General features: G+C 52.9%; 18 protein-coding genes and 1 pseudogene. 4 read left to right on the forward strand and 15 right to left on the reverse strand.

Annotation, left to right across the window (positions count from 1 at the left end; translation table 11 throughout):
* The first annotated feature begins 21 nt into the window (after positions 1–21).
* Positions 22–987 (forward strand): DMT family transporter, encoded by a 966-nt coding sequence (locus tag IB222_RS20355; RefSeq protein WP_063941648.1) that lies wholly within the window; start codon positions 22–24, stop codon positions 985–987.
* Positions 988–1055: 68 nt separating this feature from the next.
* Here the strand turns inward: IB222_RS20355 and IB222_RS20360 are convergent, their stop codons facing one another.
* A complete protein-coding gene (locus IB222_RS20360; protein ID WP_003830435.1) occupies positions 1056–2627 on the reverse strand; it encodes a methyl-accepting chemotaxis protein in 1572 nt (523 codons plus the stop codon).
* A 244-nt stretch (positions 2628–2871) separates the two neighbouring features.
* On the opposite strand from IB222_RS20360, the gene ytfE reads away from it, so the two are divergent.
* The gene (gene ytfE / locus IB222_RS20365; protein ID WP_003025690.1) at positions 2872–3534 is read left to right on the forward strand and encodes an iron-sulfur cluster repair protein YtfE; all 663 of its coding nucleotides are present in this window, start codon (positions 2872–2874) and stop codon (positions 3532–3534) included.
* 158 nt (positions 3535–3692) lie between these two features.
* Here ytfE and cycA read toward each other — a convergent pair whose 3' ends face one another.
* On the reverse strand, positions 3693–5102 hold the full coding sequence (gene cycA / locus IB222_RS20370; RefSeq protein ID WP_003830438.1) for a D-serine/D-alanine/glycine transporter: 1410 nt from the start codon (positions 5100–5102) through the stop codon (positions 3693–3695).
* 308 nt (positions 5103–5410) lie between these two features.
* A complete protein-coding gene (gene fklB / locus IB222_RS20375; protein WP_186336575.1) occupies positions 5411–6031 on the reverse strand; it encodes an FKBP-type peptidyl-prolyl cis-trans isomerase in 621 nt (206 codons plus the stop codon).
* 219 nt (positions 6032–6250) lie between these two features.
* Between fklB and IB222_RS20380 the strand changes: the two genes are divergently transcribed.
* The gene (locus IB222_RS20380; protein ID WP_003830442.1) at positions 6251–6901 is read left to right on the forward strand and encodes an OapA family protein; all 651 of its coding nucleotides are present in this window, start codon (positions 6251–6253) and stop codon (positions 6899–6901) included.
* Between the two features lie 64 nt (positions 6902–6965).
* Here the strand turns inward: IB222_RS20380 and IB222_RS20385 are convergent, their stop codons facing one another.
* The 7 genes and pseudogenes from IB222_RS20385 to IB222_RS20415 all read right to left on the reverse strand — a co-directional run bounded on the left by IB222_RS20385 (position 6966) and on the right by IB222_RS20415 (position 10394).
* Complete coding sequence (locus IB222_RS20385; protein WP_149384858.1) at positions 6966–7889, reverse strand: DMT family transporter; 924 nt, start codon at positions 7887–7889, stop codon at positions 6966–6968.
* Positions 7890–8031: 142 nt separating this feature from the next.
* Entirely contained in the window at positions 8032–8481 is a 450-nt protein-coding gene (gene rplI / locus IB222_RS20390) for a 50S ribosomal protein L9 (RefSeq protein ID WP_003025676.1), read from the reverse strand.
* A gap of 41 nt (positions 8482–8522) precedes the next feature.
* On the reverse strand, positions 8523–8750 hold the full coding sequence (gene rpsR, locus IB222_RS20395) for a 30S ribosomal protein S18 (RefSeq protein ID WP_000135199.1): 228 nt from the start codon (positions 8748–8750) through the stop codon (positions 8523–8525).
* A 4-nt stretch (positions 8751–8754) separates the two neighbouring features.
* A complete protein-coding gene (priB, locus tag IB222_RS20400; RefSeq protein ID WP_003025674.1) occupies positions 8755–9069 on the reverse strand; it encodes a primosomal replication protein N in 315 nt (104 codons plus the stop codon).
* Positions 9070–9075: 6 nt separating this feature from the next.
* Positions 9076–9471 carry a 30S ribosomal protein S6 gene (gene rpsF / locus IB222_RS20405; RefSeq protein WP_003025672.1) on the reverse strand — a complete coding sequence of 132 codons (396 nt, stop codon included), beginning with the start codon at positions 9469–9471 and terminating at the stop codon, positions 9076–9078.
* Positions 9472–9541: 70 nt separating this feature from the next.
* Positions 9542–9619 (reverse strand): annotated as a pseudogene (locus IB222_RS20410) (hypothetical protein); the annotation flags it as partial.
* 10 nt (positions 9620–9629) lie between these two features.
* On the reverse strand, positions 9630–10394 hold the full coding sequence (locus IB222_RS20415; RefSeq protein WP_003830447.1) for a TSUP family transporter: 765 nt from the start codon (positions 10392–10394) through the stop codon (positions 9630–9632).
* A 299-nt stretch (positions 10395–10693) separates the two neighbouring features.
* On the opposite strand from IB222_RS20415, the gene yjfY reads away from it, so the two are divergent.
* On the forward strand, positions 10694–10969 hold the full coding sequence (gene yjfY, locus IB222_RS20420; protein ID WP_003025668.1) for a DUF1471 family protein YjfY: 276 nt from the start codon (positions 10694–10696) through the stop codon (positions 10967–10969).
* Between the two features lie 131 nt (positions 10970–11100).
* On the opposite strand, the gene IB222_RS20425 is transcribed toward yjfY, so the two are convergent.
* The 5 genes from IB222_RS20425 to ulaB are packed head-to-tail and all read right to left on the reverse strand — an operon-like array spanning position 11101 to position 14097.
* Complete coding sequence (locus IB222_RS20425) at positions 11101–11787, reverse strand: L-ribulose-5-phosphate 4-epimerase (RefSeq protein ID WP_079939052.1); 687 nt, start codon at positions 11785–11787, stop codon at positions 11101–11103.
* Positions 11787–12641 carry an L-ribulose-5-phosphate 3-epimerase gene (locus IB222_RS20430; RefSeq protein WP_148362539.1) on the reverse strand — a complete coding sequence of 285 codons (855 nt, stop codon included), beginning with the start codon at positions 12639–12641 and terminating at the stop codon, positions 11787–11789. The genes IB222_RS20425 and IB222_RS20430 overlap by 1 nt, the downstream gene beginning before the upstream one ends.
* Before the next feature lie 9 nt (positions 12642–12650).
* Entirely contained in the window at positions 12651–13301 is a 651-nt protein-coding gene (gene ulaD, locus IB222_RS20435; protein WP_148362540.1) for a 3-keto-L-gulonate-6-phosphate decarboxylase UlaD, read from the reverse strand.
* A gap of 12 nt (positions 13302–13313) precedes the next feature.
* The gene (ulaC, locus tag IB222_RS20440) at positions 13314–13781 is read right to left on the reverse strand and encodes a PTS ascorbate transporter subunit IIA (protein WP_003830454.1); all 468 of its coding nucleotides are present in this window, start codon (positions 13779–13781) and stop codon (positions 13314–13316) included.
* A 10-nt stretch (positions 13782–13791) separates the two neighbouring features.
* Positions 13792–14097: a PTS ascorbate transporter subunit IIB gene (ulaB, locus tag IB222_RS20445; protein ID WP_003025655.1), complete on the reverse strand. Its 306-nt coding sequence runs from the start codon at positions 14095–14097 to the stop codon at positions 13792–13794.
* Positions 14098–14106 lie beyond the last annotated feature (9 nt).

Raw genomic sequence — 14106 nt, forward strand, 5'->3', positions numbered from 1 at the left:
TAAACGATGTGGATGTCAAAAATGATTAGCGGTGTGTTGTATGCCCTGTTGGCCGGGCTGATGTGGGGATTAATTTTTGTTGGACCGCTGATCGTACCGGAATACCCGGCGGTATTGCAGTCGATGGGGCGTTATCTGGCGCTGGGGCTGATCGCATTGCCGATTGCCTGGCTGGGACGTGCGCGCCTGCGTCAACTTGTGCGGAAAGACTGGGTAACTGCGCTGACGCTAACAATGATGGGGAATCTGATTTATTACGTTTGCCTGGCAAGCGCCATCCAGCGCACCGGCGCACCGGTCTCCACGATGATTATTGGTACATTACCGGTGGTGATCCCGGTCTTCGCTAACCTGCTCTACAGCCAGCGTGACGGCAAATTATCATGGTGGCGTCTGTCGCCTGCGCTGGTATTGATTGGTATAGGACTGCTGTGCGTGAATATCTCGGAGCTGAATCAGGGGTTACCAGACTTTAGTGGCTGGCGTTATGGTTCCGGCATCGCGCTGGCGCTTGTCTCGGTGGTGTGTTGGGCATGGTATGCGCTGCGTAATGCCCGCTGGCTGCGCGAGAATCCGGATAAGCACCCGATGATGTGGGCGACGGCCCAGGCTCTGGTAACGTTGCCTGTTTCTCTGGTCGGTTACATTGCCGCCTGCCTGTGGCTTAACGGGCAAACGCCGGACTTCGCTCTGCCCTTCGGTCCGCGTCCGGGCGTGTTTATCGGTCTGATGATAGCCATTGCGGTATTGTGTTCGTGGGTTGGCGCATTGTGCTGGAACGTCGCCAGCCAAAAATTACCGACGGTGATCCTCGGCCCGCTGATTGTCTTCGAAACGCTGGCTGGCCTGTTGTACACCTTTATTCTGCGCGAGGAATTTCCACCTCTGCTGACGGTTAGCGGAATTGCGCTGCTGATGGTTGGGGTGGTGATAGCCGTCAGAGCCAAGCCACAGAAACCGAGCGTCGTGGTGGTTTCACAATCATAATGTGCCGGATGGCGCTGCTTATCCGGCCTACAAGGATTGTACGATCTCATGTAGGCCGGATAAGGCGTTTACGCCGCCATCCGGCGCGACACTTTAAACACCGCTACCGTCTGGTTCAACCGCGCGGCCTGCTCTTCAAGCGCGGCAGCGGCGGAAGCGGACTCTTCTACCAGCGAGGCGTTTTGCTGGGTCACGCGATCCATTTCGGCAACCGCCTGGCCTACCTGATCGATACCCCGACTTTGTTCATCAGAAGCTGAGGCAATCTCCCCCATGATGTCGGTCACGCGGGTCACGGCGCTAACTATTTCCGCCATCGTTTCGCCCGCTTCATGCACCAGCGCCGTGCCGGCATTGACCCGATTCCCCGAGTCATCAATCAGCGCTTTGATCTCCTTCGCCGCCTGAGCGCTACGCTGCGCCAGCGTCCGAACCTCGCCTGCGACCACGGCAAATCCGCGTCCCTGCTCGCCCGCACGCGCCGCTTCCACCGCCGCGTTTAGCGCAAGGATATTGGTCTGGAAGGCAATGCCGTCGATAACATTGGTAATTTGCGCGATTTTGCTGGAACTGGTGGCGATTTCATCCATCGTACGCACCACACCATCGACCACGTTTCCGCCTTTTTGCGCCGTTTGTGAAGCATTTTTTGCCAGACTGGTCGCCTGACGCGCGTTATCTGCGTTCTGTCTCACGGTTGCGGTAAGTTGTTCCATGCTGGCAGCAGTCTCTTCCAGAGAGGCGGCCTGCTGCTCGGTACGTGAAGAGAGATCGTTACTGCCTGCGGCGATTTCACCCGCGCCGGTATAGATGGTATCGGCCCCGTCACGCACCACGCTGACCGTATTCGCCAGCGCCTGCTGCATGTCACGGACGTTGCTTGCCAGCAGCGCCATTTCATTACTGCCATCGGCGCTGATGGGGTGCGTCAAATCGCCTGCGGCAATGTGGCGAATATGTCCCATCACCTCGTGGAGCGGCTTGAGCAGCACTCGCTGCATCGCCAGCCAACTGGCGATAATCACGGTGACGACAATCAGCATCACCGCGGACAGCAGCCAGATTATCTTCTGGTAATCACTCTCATTGTCCTGCACTCCGGCAGTGGCCAGCGCCGTTTGCGCACTACGCCATTGCCGATAAACTTCCTGCATGGCCGTTTGCTTTTGCTCGGCATTCTGCTTGAACATCTCTTCCAGCTTTCCTTCAGCCAGCAGCACGTTCATTTTTGCCAGCGTCGCAGAATAGATGCCGTACTGCTCTTCCAGTCGATCGGCCAGATGCTCATCCAGCCCAGGCGTTTCCGGCAGAGCGTAGTATTTATCGTAATGATCTTTCGATTCGGCCAACAGGCGATTTGCCGTGTTCACCAGCTCCTGCAACTGACCGCCGTTAATCTCGCTGGCCATCGTTCCCTGTAAACGCAGCATGCCCCGGTTGAGCGTGACGCGAGCCTGGTTCAGGCTAATCCACGCATCGGTAAACTCGGCCACGTTCTGGCTGGAAAGTTGAGACACGTTAAAGTTCTGCTTATCGTTATTGAGTGCGCCAATAAAGACGCCCGCGGAGATGAGCTGCATTGCGCCCAGCGCGAGTAACACGGTGATAAGTAAGGTTATCACTTTGATTCGTTTGAACATCTGTAGCCTTTTATTATGCAGGTATTGTCTGAGGTCTAACTATCGGCAGCGGCGTGCGCTTATTTAATCCTGTCGTGCGGCTTTTTTCACCGTACCTCTCCTTTCCAATAAGATTCAGCATCTTAACGAGATAAGAAATTTTCGTGACGTCCATCACAAAACACCCCACCCCGAAAGGGTTATATCCTTTGCCATAAGTTGCATTTAAAATACATCTTATATTATTGAGAATGAGGTAACGGCAATGTCATATCGCGATCAACCTTTAGGTGAACTGGCGCTCTCTATTCCTCGCGCTTCGGCCCTGTTTCGTAAATACGATATGGATTACTGCTGCGGCGGTAAGCAAACGCTGGCACGCGCTGCCGCGCGTAAAGAGCTGGATTTAGACGTTATTGAGGCGCAGCTTGCGCAGCTGGCTGAACAGCCGCTGGAGAAAGACTGGCGTACCGTGGCTCTGGCTGAAATCATCGACCATATCATCGTGCGTTATCACGACAGACACCGCGAACAGCTGCCGGAGCTGATCCTGCAGGCCACTAAAGTTGAACGCGTTCACGCAGACAAACCGAACGTACCGCGCGGTCTGGCGAAAAACCTGACCATGCTGCATGAAGAGCTGTCCAGCCACATGATGAAAGAAGAACAGATCCTGTTCCCGATGATCAAACAGGGCATGGGTAGCCAGGCGATGGGGCCAATCAGCGTGATGGAAAGCGAACATGACGATGCGGGTGAACTGGTAGAAGTGATCAAACACATCACCCATAACGTAACGCCGCCACCAGAGGCCTGCACTACCTGGAAAGCCATGTATAACGGCATTAACGAGATGATCGACGACCTGATGGAACACATCAGCCTGGAAAACAATGTTTTGTTCCCGCGTGCCCTCGCAGGTGAATAAAAAAAGGCGCCCGAGAGCGCCTTTCTGAAGTCCGAATTCGGCCACTGCATATGTGGCCTTTTTTGTGTCAGAACGTAGACCTGATAAACGCAGCGCCGGCGGCATATGCCGGATGCGGCGTAAACGCCTTATCCGGCCTACATCTCACTGCTTAGCGATTATCGCGTACCTGCCATACGTTTCTTACCGATGAACAACCAGCCCAGACCTAGCGCGATGAACCACAGCGGCGTGACGATCAGCGCCTGACGGGTATCATCTTCCAGCGTCAGCAGTACCAGTACGAAGACGAAGAACGCCATACATACCCAGCACATCAGCTTGCCTAACGGCATCTTGTAGATTGATTTTTCATGCAGGTGAGGACGCTGCTTGCGGTACACCAGGTATGAGCAAAGAATGATGGTCCAGACGAACATGAACAGAATCGCCGATACGGTGGTGATCATGGTGAAGGCGCCAATCACGCTCGGGTTCACGTACAGCATCACCACGCCGCCCAGCAGACAGATACAGGAGAAGGTTAAACCCTTCGCCGGAACTGCGCGTTTAGACAGCTTGGCAAACGCTTTAGGCGCAACGCCTTCCTGCGCCAGACCGAACAGCATACGGCTGGTAGAGAACACGCCGCTGTTTGCAGAAGAGGCAGCTGAAGTCAGCACCACAAAGTTGATCAGGCTCGCCGCAGCAGGCAGACCAACCAGCACAAACAGTTCAACGAATGGGCTCTTGGTTGGCACTACCGAGCTCCACGGCGTAACGGACATAATCACGATCAGCGCGAACACGTAGAACATGATGATACGGATTGGAATCGAGTTAATGGCGCGCGGCAGCGATTTTTCCGGATCCTTGGTTTCCGCTGCGGTCGTACCCACCAGCTCAATACCCACAAACGCGAACACCGCTATCTGGAAGCCGGCAAAGAAGCCGCTCAGACCTTTCGGGAACCAGCCACCGTCATTCCACAAGTGCGTGAACGATGCCTGAACGCCGGTTGGCGACTGGAAGTGCGTCAGCACCATCACCAGACCGACGACAATCAGGCCGATGATGGCAACGATTTTGATCATCGCAAACCAGAACTCCATCTCACCGAACATTTTTACGGTGGCGAGGTTGAGGCTCAGCAGCAGCACGATCACCGCCAGCGAGGCGACCCAGTCTGACAGTTCGGGGAACCAGAATTGCGCATACGCGGTAATCGCGACCACGTCTGCCATCCCGGTAACGACCCAGCAAAACCAGTAGGTCCAACCGGTAAAATACCCGGCCCATGGCCCGAGCAGGTCAGAGGCGAAATCACTAAACGATTTGTACTCCAGATTCGAGAGCAGCAATTCACCCATTGCACGCATCACGAAAAACAGCATAAAACCGATGATCATATACACAAAGATGATCGACGGTCCGGCGAGACTGATGGTTTTACCGGAGCCCATAAACAGGCCAGTACCGATAGCGCCACCAATAGCAATAAGTTGAATATGACGGTTTGTGAGATTGCGCCGTAGCGACTGTTCAGACGACGCCTCTTCAGCGGTGTCGACTTTTACCTGATCTACCATGTTTTTTCTTCCTGTACCTGTCTGTGTTGTTCAGGCTCTACGGCCTTTAGTGTGTCTATGATACGACGATCCTGTTATCAGGACTCATCGATATTAGGTAAGAATTGGCGGGATGAATACTAAGATTTAGATATAATGTTAATTTAATGTTTAAAGTGAGTGTCATATCACTCTGATAGCGCGAATCAGCTCACAAAAATACACGCTGATGGGGCATTTGCAAGATAAAATATCGACAACGACGTAACTATAGCTTTTCACGCTATTTTTTTGTTCCCCCCGGCCTTGGGGGGAACAGAAGTCACTGCTTACAGGATCTCAAGCAGCTCAACTTCGAACACCAGCGTGCTGAACGGAGGAATGGACGCGCCAGCGCCACGCTCGCCGTAAGCCAGTTCCTGAGGAATAGTCAGTTCCCATTTGGAACCTACCGGCATCAGGGTCAGCGCTTCAATCCAGCCTGGGATTACGCCGTTAACCGGGAATTCAGCCGGTTCGCCACGTGCGACAGAGCTGTCAAACACGGTACCGTCGATCAGCTTACCGGTGTAGTGCACGCGAACGCGGTCAGTACGTGCCGGAATAGTACCTTCACCCTGGGTCAGAACACGGAACTGCAAACCAGATTCAGTGCTGTTCACACCGTCTTTCTCACGGTTTTCTTCCAGATATTTGACGCCATCAGCCGCCATAGCCTGGAAACGCTCGCGACGTACTGCGTCAGCGCGTTCGTGGATTTCACGCAGTGCGCGATGCACAACATCAACCGGCACTGCCGGGTGCTTACCTTCCAGCGCGTCAGCGATACCCGCTACCAGCGCTTCAGGCAACAGTCCTTCTAGTCCGGATTCGCTCAGCTGTTGTCCTACCTGCAAACCAATGCCGTAGCTTGCTTGCGCTTCGATAGTGTCAAAAGTCGGGTTAGCCATCATATTTCCTTTCATCGGATGTAAAGTAGCGGGCAGCATATCAGCCATGCCGCATCCGGTAAAACTTTGTCTCGGGAACAGATGACAAATCGCGAGGAAACATAAACAATAGGAATATCCCGCGTTGACGTCACGAAAGCGGGTAATATGACGAACATCATAGCGTTAGCCATCTATACTCTATGATCGAGGAACGAGACGCGGAGCAGGAGGAAAGCCATGCCCGGGCGCTTTGAATTAAAACCAACCCTGGCGAAAATCTGGCATGCACCGGACAATTTTCGCATTATGGACCCGCTACCGCCTATGCACCGCCGCGGCATTATTATTGCCGCTATTGTGTTGGTGATAGGTTTCCTGCTCCCTTCCAGTGACACCAGCGATGCCCCTGTGGTGACGCGTACTGCCCAGCTGGATTTACAGTCACAGTCGCAGCCACCGACCGAGGCTCAACTGCAGGCACAGCTCGTCGCGCCGCAAAATGATCCCGGCCAGGTCGCTCCGGTTGCGCCAGAGCCAATCCAGGAAGGAGAACCTGATGCGCAGCCTCAGGTCCAGCAATCTCAGCCGCAGACACAACCTTTCCAACAGGATAGCGGAATTGACCAGCAGTGGCGCTCCTACCGCGTAGACTCAGGTAAAACGCTGGCGCAGGTATTCCGTGACCATAACCTCCCGCCAACCGATGTCTATGCGATGGCACAGGTTGAAGGCGCCGGAAAACCGCTGAGCAATCTGAAAGACGGTCAGATGATACAGATCAGGCAGAATGCCAATGGCGTGGTGACAGGGTTAACCATCGATACCGGCAACGGCCAGCAGGTACTGTTTACCCGCCAGCCTAACGGTAGTTTTATTCGCGCCCGTTAAGCGCTGTGACCCCGCGATTCCAGGCCTGATAAGCGATAGCGCCATCAGGCATCAAGGTGAAACGTCAGCGTTTCACCTTGTTCACCCACCAGATCCCCGAACACACCAGCACCAGCGCTACCGCATATTTCCATTCGAGAATGTTTTCACCGAGGAATATTGCCGACAGTACTGCTCCCGAAACCGGGATCAGGAAGTTAAACGGCGCAATCATCCCCACGCGATTATGCTTGAGCAGAATACTCCACAAGGCGAAAGCGACCGAAGAGAGTAACGTCAGGTAGCCGAGAATCGCCACCGAAGATGCACCGTGTACGGTTAGCGTGCCGCCAAAAGCGTAGCCGCCGATAACCAACGCCAGACCGCCACCGCCCAACTGGTACCCTGTCATTACCGTCGGGTCCACCGTCTGAGAAATACGTTTTCCATATAGCGTGGCAGCAGAGAGAATAAAGGCTGCCATCACTACTGAGCCATCTCCTAACAGATTGAAGCTAAAATCCATTCCGCTGCTAAAGTTCACCACCATTACGCCGGTAAAGCCGAGAATACAGCCCAGCGCTTTGTTGTAACTCAGTTTGTCGTTATGGTAGATAAAATGGGCCAGCAGCACGCTGAAGAAGGTCCCGGTCGCATTCATGATGGACCCTTTCACCCCCGTAGTGAACGCCAGGCCAATGTAGAAGAAGATGTATTGCAGCGAGGTTTGCGTTAGCCCCAACAGCGTGAGTTGGCCGTACTGACGCGGACTTAACCGGCCAATCGGTTTACGCTGCGCTACCGCCAGCAGTAGCAGCAATAATCCCGCAAACAGAAAGCGATATCCGGCAAAGACAATCTTTGAGGGAATGTCATCCGTGGCAATCTGGAAGATCTCATATCCGCTTTTGATCGCCGGATAGGCACTCCCCCACAGCAGGCAGCAGAACGCCGCGCTCAGGTAGACAACATTTTTACGCGCAAACAGAGGTTGGTGCGTTGGTTCCATTCCATCACCACTTTGAAATAATGTTTTATTTTTTTGATTATCCCGAAAAGGATAAAGAATAGCCAGAGAGAAAAGCGGGGGAACAGAAAAGCAAAACGCCGGCATAGGGCCGGCGCTTTTACGCGGTCATCAGAATAAAAACTTATTCTGCAACTACGTTTACAGTCAGCTTAGCAAACACTTCGCTGTGAACCTGGAAGCTCACTTCGTGCTCGCCAGTGGTACGCAGAACGCCGTTCGGCAGACGAACTTCGCTCTTAGCTACTTCAACGCCAGCTGCAGTTACAGCGTCAGCGATGTCGCGAGTACCGATGGAACCGAACAGTTTACCTTCGTCGCCAGCTTTAGACGCGATGGTTACGGTTTCCAGTGCGTTGATTTTCTCAGCACGAGCTTCAGCAGCGGACAGAACGTCAGCCAGTTTAGCTTCCAGCTCAGCGCGACGCGCTTCGAAAAATTCAACGTTTTTCTTGGTAGCAGGAACAGCTTTACCCTGTGGTACCAGGAAGTTACGAGCATAGCCCGCTTTAACGTTAACCTGATCACCCAGGCTACCCAGGTTTGCTACTTTATCAAGCAGAATAACTTGCATTACCTTATCCTCTCAAAGTCGTATTAATGGACCGTGACCGATTACTGATGACGATCAGTGTACGGCAGCAGGGACAGGTAGCGAGCGCGTTTGATAGCGCGAGCCAGCTGACGCTGATATTTTGCACGGGTACCGGTGATACGGCTTGGGACAATCTTACCGCTTTCGGTGATGTAGTTTTTCAGCGTAGCGATATCTTTATAGTCGATCTCTTGAACGCCTTCCGCGGTGAAACGGCAGAACTTGCGACGACGGAAATAACGTGCCATATGGCTAGTCTCCAGAATCTATCAATTCAATCTGCTCGGCATGCAGAACCATTTTGCTCAGGCCGTTCTTTGCTTTGTGGCAAGAGATGAACCCCTGAACGGTCACTGCGCTACCGACCGTTATACTGTGAGTAATGGCCTGGTTTTCGTGTCCGCTAATAATAACGGGCATTTGGCACCACGCCTGCCGGTGAAACCCGGCTTCCTCCTGCACAGAACGATGCTCAAGCACGAACTGGCAATGAGGAATTCCTGATGGACTGACCTTTCGAAGGGGGGCCCTGCACACAGTGCCGGACAACGCCAGACGGTTGGTCATCAGAAATTACTCTTCAGAATCCCCAGCTTCAGCATCATCTGCGGTTTCGTTAGCGAAATCATCGCGACGTTCACGACGCTCGTCTTTCGCTTTAACCATCGGAGATGCTTCGGTAACAGCGTGTTTAGTACGCATAACCATGCTGCGGATAACGGCATCGTTGAAGCGGAAGGTAGTTTCCAGCTCATCGATCACTTCCTGCGGCGCTTCAACGTTCATCAGAACGTAGTGAGCTTTGTGCAGTTTGTTGATCGGGTAAGCCAGCTGACGGCGGCCCCAGTCTTCCAGACGGTGGATCGTGCCTTCTGCACCAGTGATGGCAGCAGTGTAGCGTTCGATCATACCCGGAACCTGTTCGCTCTGGTCAGGATGGACCATAAAAACGATTTCGTAATGACGCATCGAATTGCTCCTTACGGATTATTCAGCCTCCTGTCTGGGTCAGCCGAGGCCCATGGAGGCAAGGAACGTGTTAAAGGTCGGCTGAAAAATGACGCGTCATAATACTGGGGTCAGCAGGTAAACTCAAGGTGCTTGTACGATTATTTATCATGTCGCTATTAATACATATCCAGCAGCATTTTGATGCTGATGCAAATGGAGACAATGACAATCATGGGTCGGATGACTTTCTTACCGCGCGTCAGTACGACTGTCGCACCAAGACGTGCGCCAAGGGATTGCCCTGCAAACATCACCAGCCCAAGCGACCAGATCATTTTACCGCCGAAAATGAAGAACAAAATCGAGGCGATGTTCGACGCCAGGTTAATAAAATTCGAGTGGATTTGCGCTTTATCAATACTGTATCCCCACAGCAGGATATAGCTGAGGGTATAAAAGGAACCTGCCCCAGCACCGAGAAAGCCATCATAAAAACCAATACATCCCCCACCGATCAACGAGAAGAGAAACAGGGATACCTGCTGCTTTCTTTTCGGTTCGCTAAGGTTTGGCGCAAAAATAAAGTAAATGGCGACTGCGATAATCAGGATTGGGAGCAGTTTCTTCAGCAGTTCCGGTTCAATGAACTGGATAAGCGTCGTTCCCAGCGCAGAACCGATAAAGGCAGATAAAAACACATACTTGTGCTCCTGCACGTTGATATGTCCCCGGCGTAAAAAGTAAATTCCAGAGGTCAGAGAGCTACCCAGAGCCTGAATTTTATTGGTTGCCAGCGCATTAGCCGGGGGTAAACCAGAAATTAAGAGTGCGCCAATAGAGAGAAATCCACCACCGCCCGACACCACGTTAATAAAGCCAGCCACCAGCGCGACCATAAACATAACCACGAAATAGCTGAAATCCATGAATGAAGTATCCATAAGTTTTTGCCTTATTATCATAAAGTTATATTAATTATCCGGCTCACTATAAACGGCGTACTCCCCCGATTAAATTGACTATTTGGTAAGAGCTTATGCGCGAAAGGCAGGTATTTTTTCACCGCAGCGGTATACACCAGCGGACTGTTAATTAAAGAAAAGATGGCTATGCGGTAATTTTTTGAACAACTGCATCAGAAATGGTCGCTATCGACTGCGCCGACAGCGGTTAAAATTACATCAGAAGCTAATCACTCACAGGAGAGAAGCAACCAGCGACCGCAGTCGAGGAGGTACATATGCGAGCCCGTGTTTTGACCCTTCTGGCTGTGCTTTTGCTCAGTGCAAATGCAACGGCAGCCATCAAAATTGATAACCATCAGGCCAGGAACATGGATGATGTGCAGAGCTTAGGCGTCATTTACATAAATCATAACTTCGCCACTGAAAGTGAAGCCACTCAGGCCCTGAATGAAGAGACCGATGCGCAAGGCGCAACCTACTACCACGTGATCCTCACCAGGGAACCCGGTAGTAACGGGAATATGCACGCCAGTGCAGATATTTATCGTTAACACCAGAAATAACCAACGAGAACATTGCCACAGTTTGACTTGCCCCCTTCACTGGGGGCTTTTTTTGCAAAACAATCCCGAAGCCAGACCGCTCTCATCCCCATGAAGAGTTGGCTCCGGAACGTTTTATCTTACTTCTGCCCGTAATAGGCATTTGGACCGTGCTTACGCATGAAATGCTTATTCATCAGATAACTGTCGATGGGGCTGAGTGCCGGATTAATGCCACGCGCAATCCACGCCATCCGCGCCACCTCTTCCATCACCACGGCATTGTGTACCGCATCATGTGCATCTTTCCCCCAGGCAAACGGACCGTGCTGATACACCACAATCCCCGGCGTATGCAGTGGTTCAACGTCACCCAACGTTTCGATGATCACCTCTCCGGTGTTCAGCTCATATTCACCCTGAACCTCTTCTTCGCTTAGTGCCCTGGTACACGGAATGTCGCCAAAGAAATAATCCGCATGCGTGGTGCCGAGCGCGGGTATTGCCAGACCTGCCTGCGCCCATGCCGTCGCGTGGGTTGAGTGGGTATGCACCACGCCGCCAAGAGAGGAATAGCGGCGATACAGCGCCAGATGGGTGGCGGTATCGGAAGAAGGACGATAGCGTCCTTCCACCACGTTGCCGTGCAGATCCACAACCACCATGTCATCCACTGTCATTGTTTGGTAGTCGACGCCGCTGGGCTTAATCACCACCAGCCCGCGTTCGCGGTCGATGGCGCTGACATTACCCCAGGTAAACGTCACCAGCCCGTAGCGCGGCAGATCCATATTGGCCTCAAAAACCTGCTGTTTGAGTTTGTGCATTACACCGCCTCCTCCAGACCGGCGCTGGCCATACGCGCTTTTACCCAGTCGCGCGCCTTCGCCACTTCACGTGCCGGGTCGTCCGACGTTTCACTCCACATCTCAATCAGGTATGGCCCGCAATACCCACTCTGTTTGAGCGTCGCAAAACAACGTTCGAAATCGACAATCCCTTCACCAAACGGCACATTTTTGAATACGCCGGGTTTGGTATCTTTCACGTGTACGGCAACGATATGGCCCATTCCCGCCTGCAATTCCATCTGCACGTCGTTATCCCACGCCGACAAATTGCCAATATCGGGATACAGCTGGAACCACGGATTGTTGAGATAGTGGGCGTAACCCAGCGCCTTACTGATCGAATTCATCAGTGGATAATCCATGATTTCCATCGCCAGCGTCACCTGTGCACGGCTCGCCATCTCTACGCTTTCTTTCAGCCCATCGCGAAACCGACGACGCGTTTCGTTATTGGCCTGCTGGTAATAAACGTCGTAACCCGCCAGTTGAATAACGCGAATACCGATATCCTGCGCAAACTGAATGGCTTTACGCATGATCTCCAGCCCTTGTTCACGTACCGCATCATCTTCACTACCCAGCGGGAAACGACGATGAGCGCTCAGGCACATGGACGGTACCCGTATCCCTGTCTCAGCGATAGCGGCCACCAGCGCCAGTCGCTGCTCGCGGTTCCAGTCAAGACGCGCCAGGCGAGCGTCGGTTTCATCAACCGACATTTCGACAAAGTCAAAACCCAGTTCCTTCGCCAGCTGCAAACGCTCCAGCCAGCACTCCCCGCCGGGGAGTGCCTTTTCATAAATACCGAGCGGGACCTGTTTCGACAACATAGTCGCTCCTTATCCCCACAGCTGGGCGATAGAACGTTTGAACTGACGGGCCGCTTCCACCGGAGAGTCGGCATCGCGAATGCTGCGACCGGCAATAAATACGTGAATCGGAATTCCCTGAAACAGCGGCAGATCTTCCAGCGCCAGACCGCCGGTGACGGTGACTTTAAAGCCCATCTCGGACAGGCGTTTGATCGCGCTGATATCCGCTTCTCCCCACGCCACGCCCGCCGCCTGCGCATCACGACTGCGATGATACACAACTTGCCCAATCCCTGCGTCACGCCATTCCTGGGCCTGCTCCCAGGTCCAGTAACCGGTCAGTTCAATCTGCACGTCGCCGTTAAATTCTTTCGCTACCTCCAGTGCCCCCTTGGTGGTGTTGATATCCGCACAGCAGATGACGGTGACCCAGTCAGCGTTGGCTTCGAAACACATGCGGGAGAGGATTTTTCCCGCATCGGCAATTTTGGCGTCCGCCAGCACAATTTTATGCGGGTAAAGCGCCTTCAGATCGCGAACGGCGCGCACACCCTCTGCCACGCAAAGAATAGTTCCCACCTCAATGATATCGACCTCTTCGGCAATCAGACGCGTCGTTTCATACGCAGAAGACATTGATTGGTTATCCAGCGCAACCTGCAACATAGGTAATGACATTTTGGTATCCTTTTAAACAGCCGCCGCAGTGGCGTTATCAATTAAATCCAACACTTCCTGCGCGGTGCGACAGGCGCGTAAACGGTCGAAATTGGCTTCGTCATCAAAGAGATTCACGATCTGCATGATGCCCACTTCCTGATGTGTGTTGGCGTCAACTGCCGCCATCGTTATCAGAATATCGACCGGGTCGTTATCTTCGTGGTTAAACACCAGCGGTGATTTCAGCGTCACCAGCGCAAAACCGGTTTTCTTGACCCCTTCCTCCGGACGGCCGTGCGGCATTGCCAGGCCAGGCGCAATCACAAAGTACGGGCCAAACTGCTCAACGCCATCAAGGATGGCCTGGTAGTAGCGTGGTTCAACCACATCGGCCTTAACCAACAGATCCACACCAAGCTTTACCGCTTCCTGCCAGGTACTGGCCTCGGCTTGCAAAAGGATGGAATTATTGTCTGTTAGCGAGTCACGTAATTTCATATGCCGCCCCTTACTTCACGTCCTGCGGGAAATGCGCTTTGATCACTTCCAGCAGTTTTGGCCCAAAATCGGCAGGAGACAGCATGTTGCGTACGCCAACGACATATTTATTGCCAGAAACGGTAATCTCACCGGCGATATGCGTAGAGGCGATGATGATATCCGCGCCGCTCAGTTCACTTTTGTATTCACCCACGGCACAGCTGTTTACCGTATGGTCAATATTTGACTGGGTTAAAAACTGGTCCACCTTCATTTTCATGATCATGGAACTGCCCTGCCCATTGCCACACACAGCCAGAATACGTACGGTCATAATCGGAAC

This window comes from Citrobacter sp. C13 (genome assembly GCF_014596815.2).
In the GTDB taxonomy this organism is placed as follows: Bacteria; Pseudomonadota; Gammaproteobacteria; order Enterobacterales; family Enterobacteriaceae; genus Citrobacter; species Citrobacter portucalensis.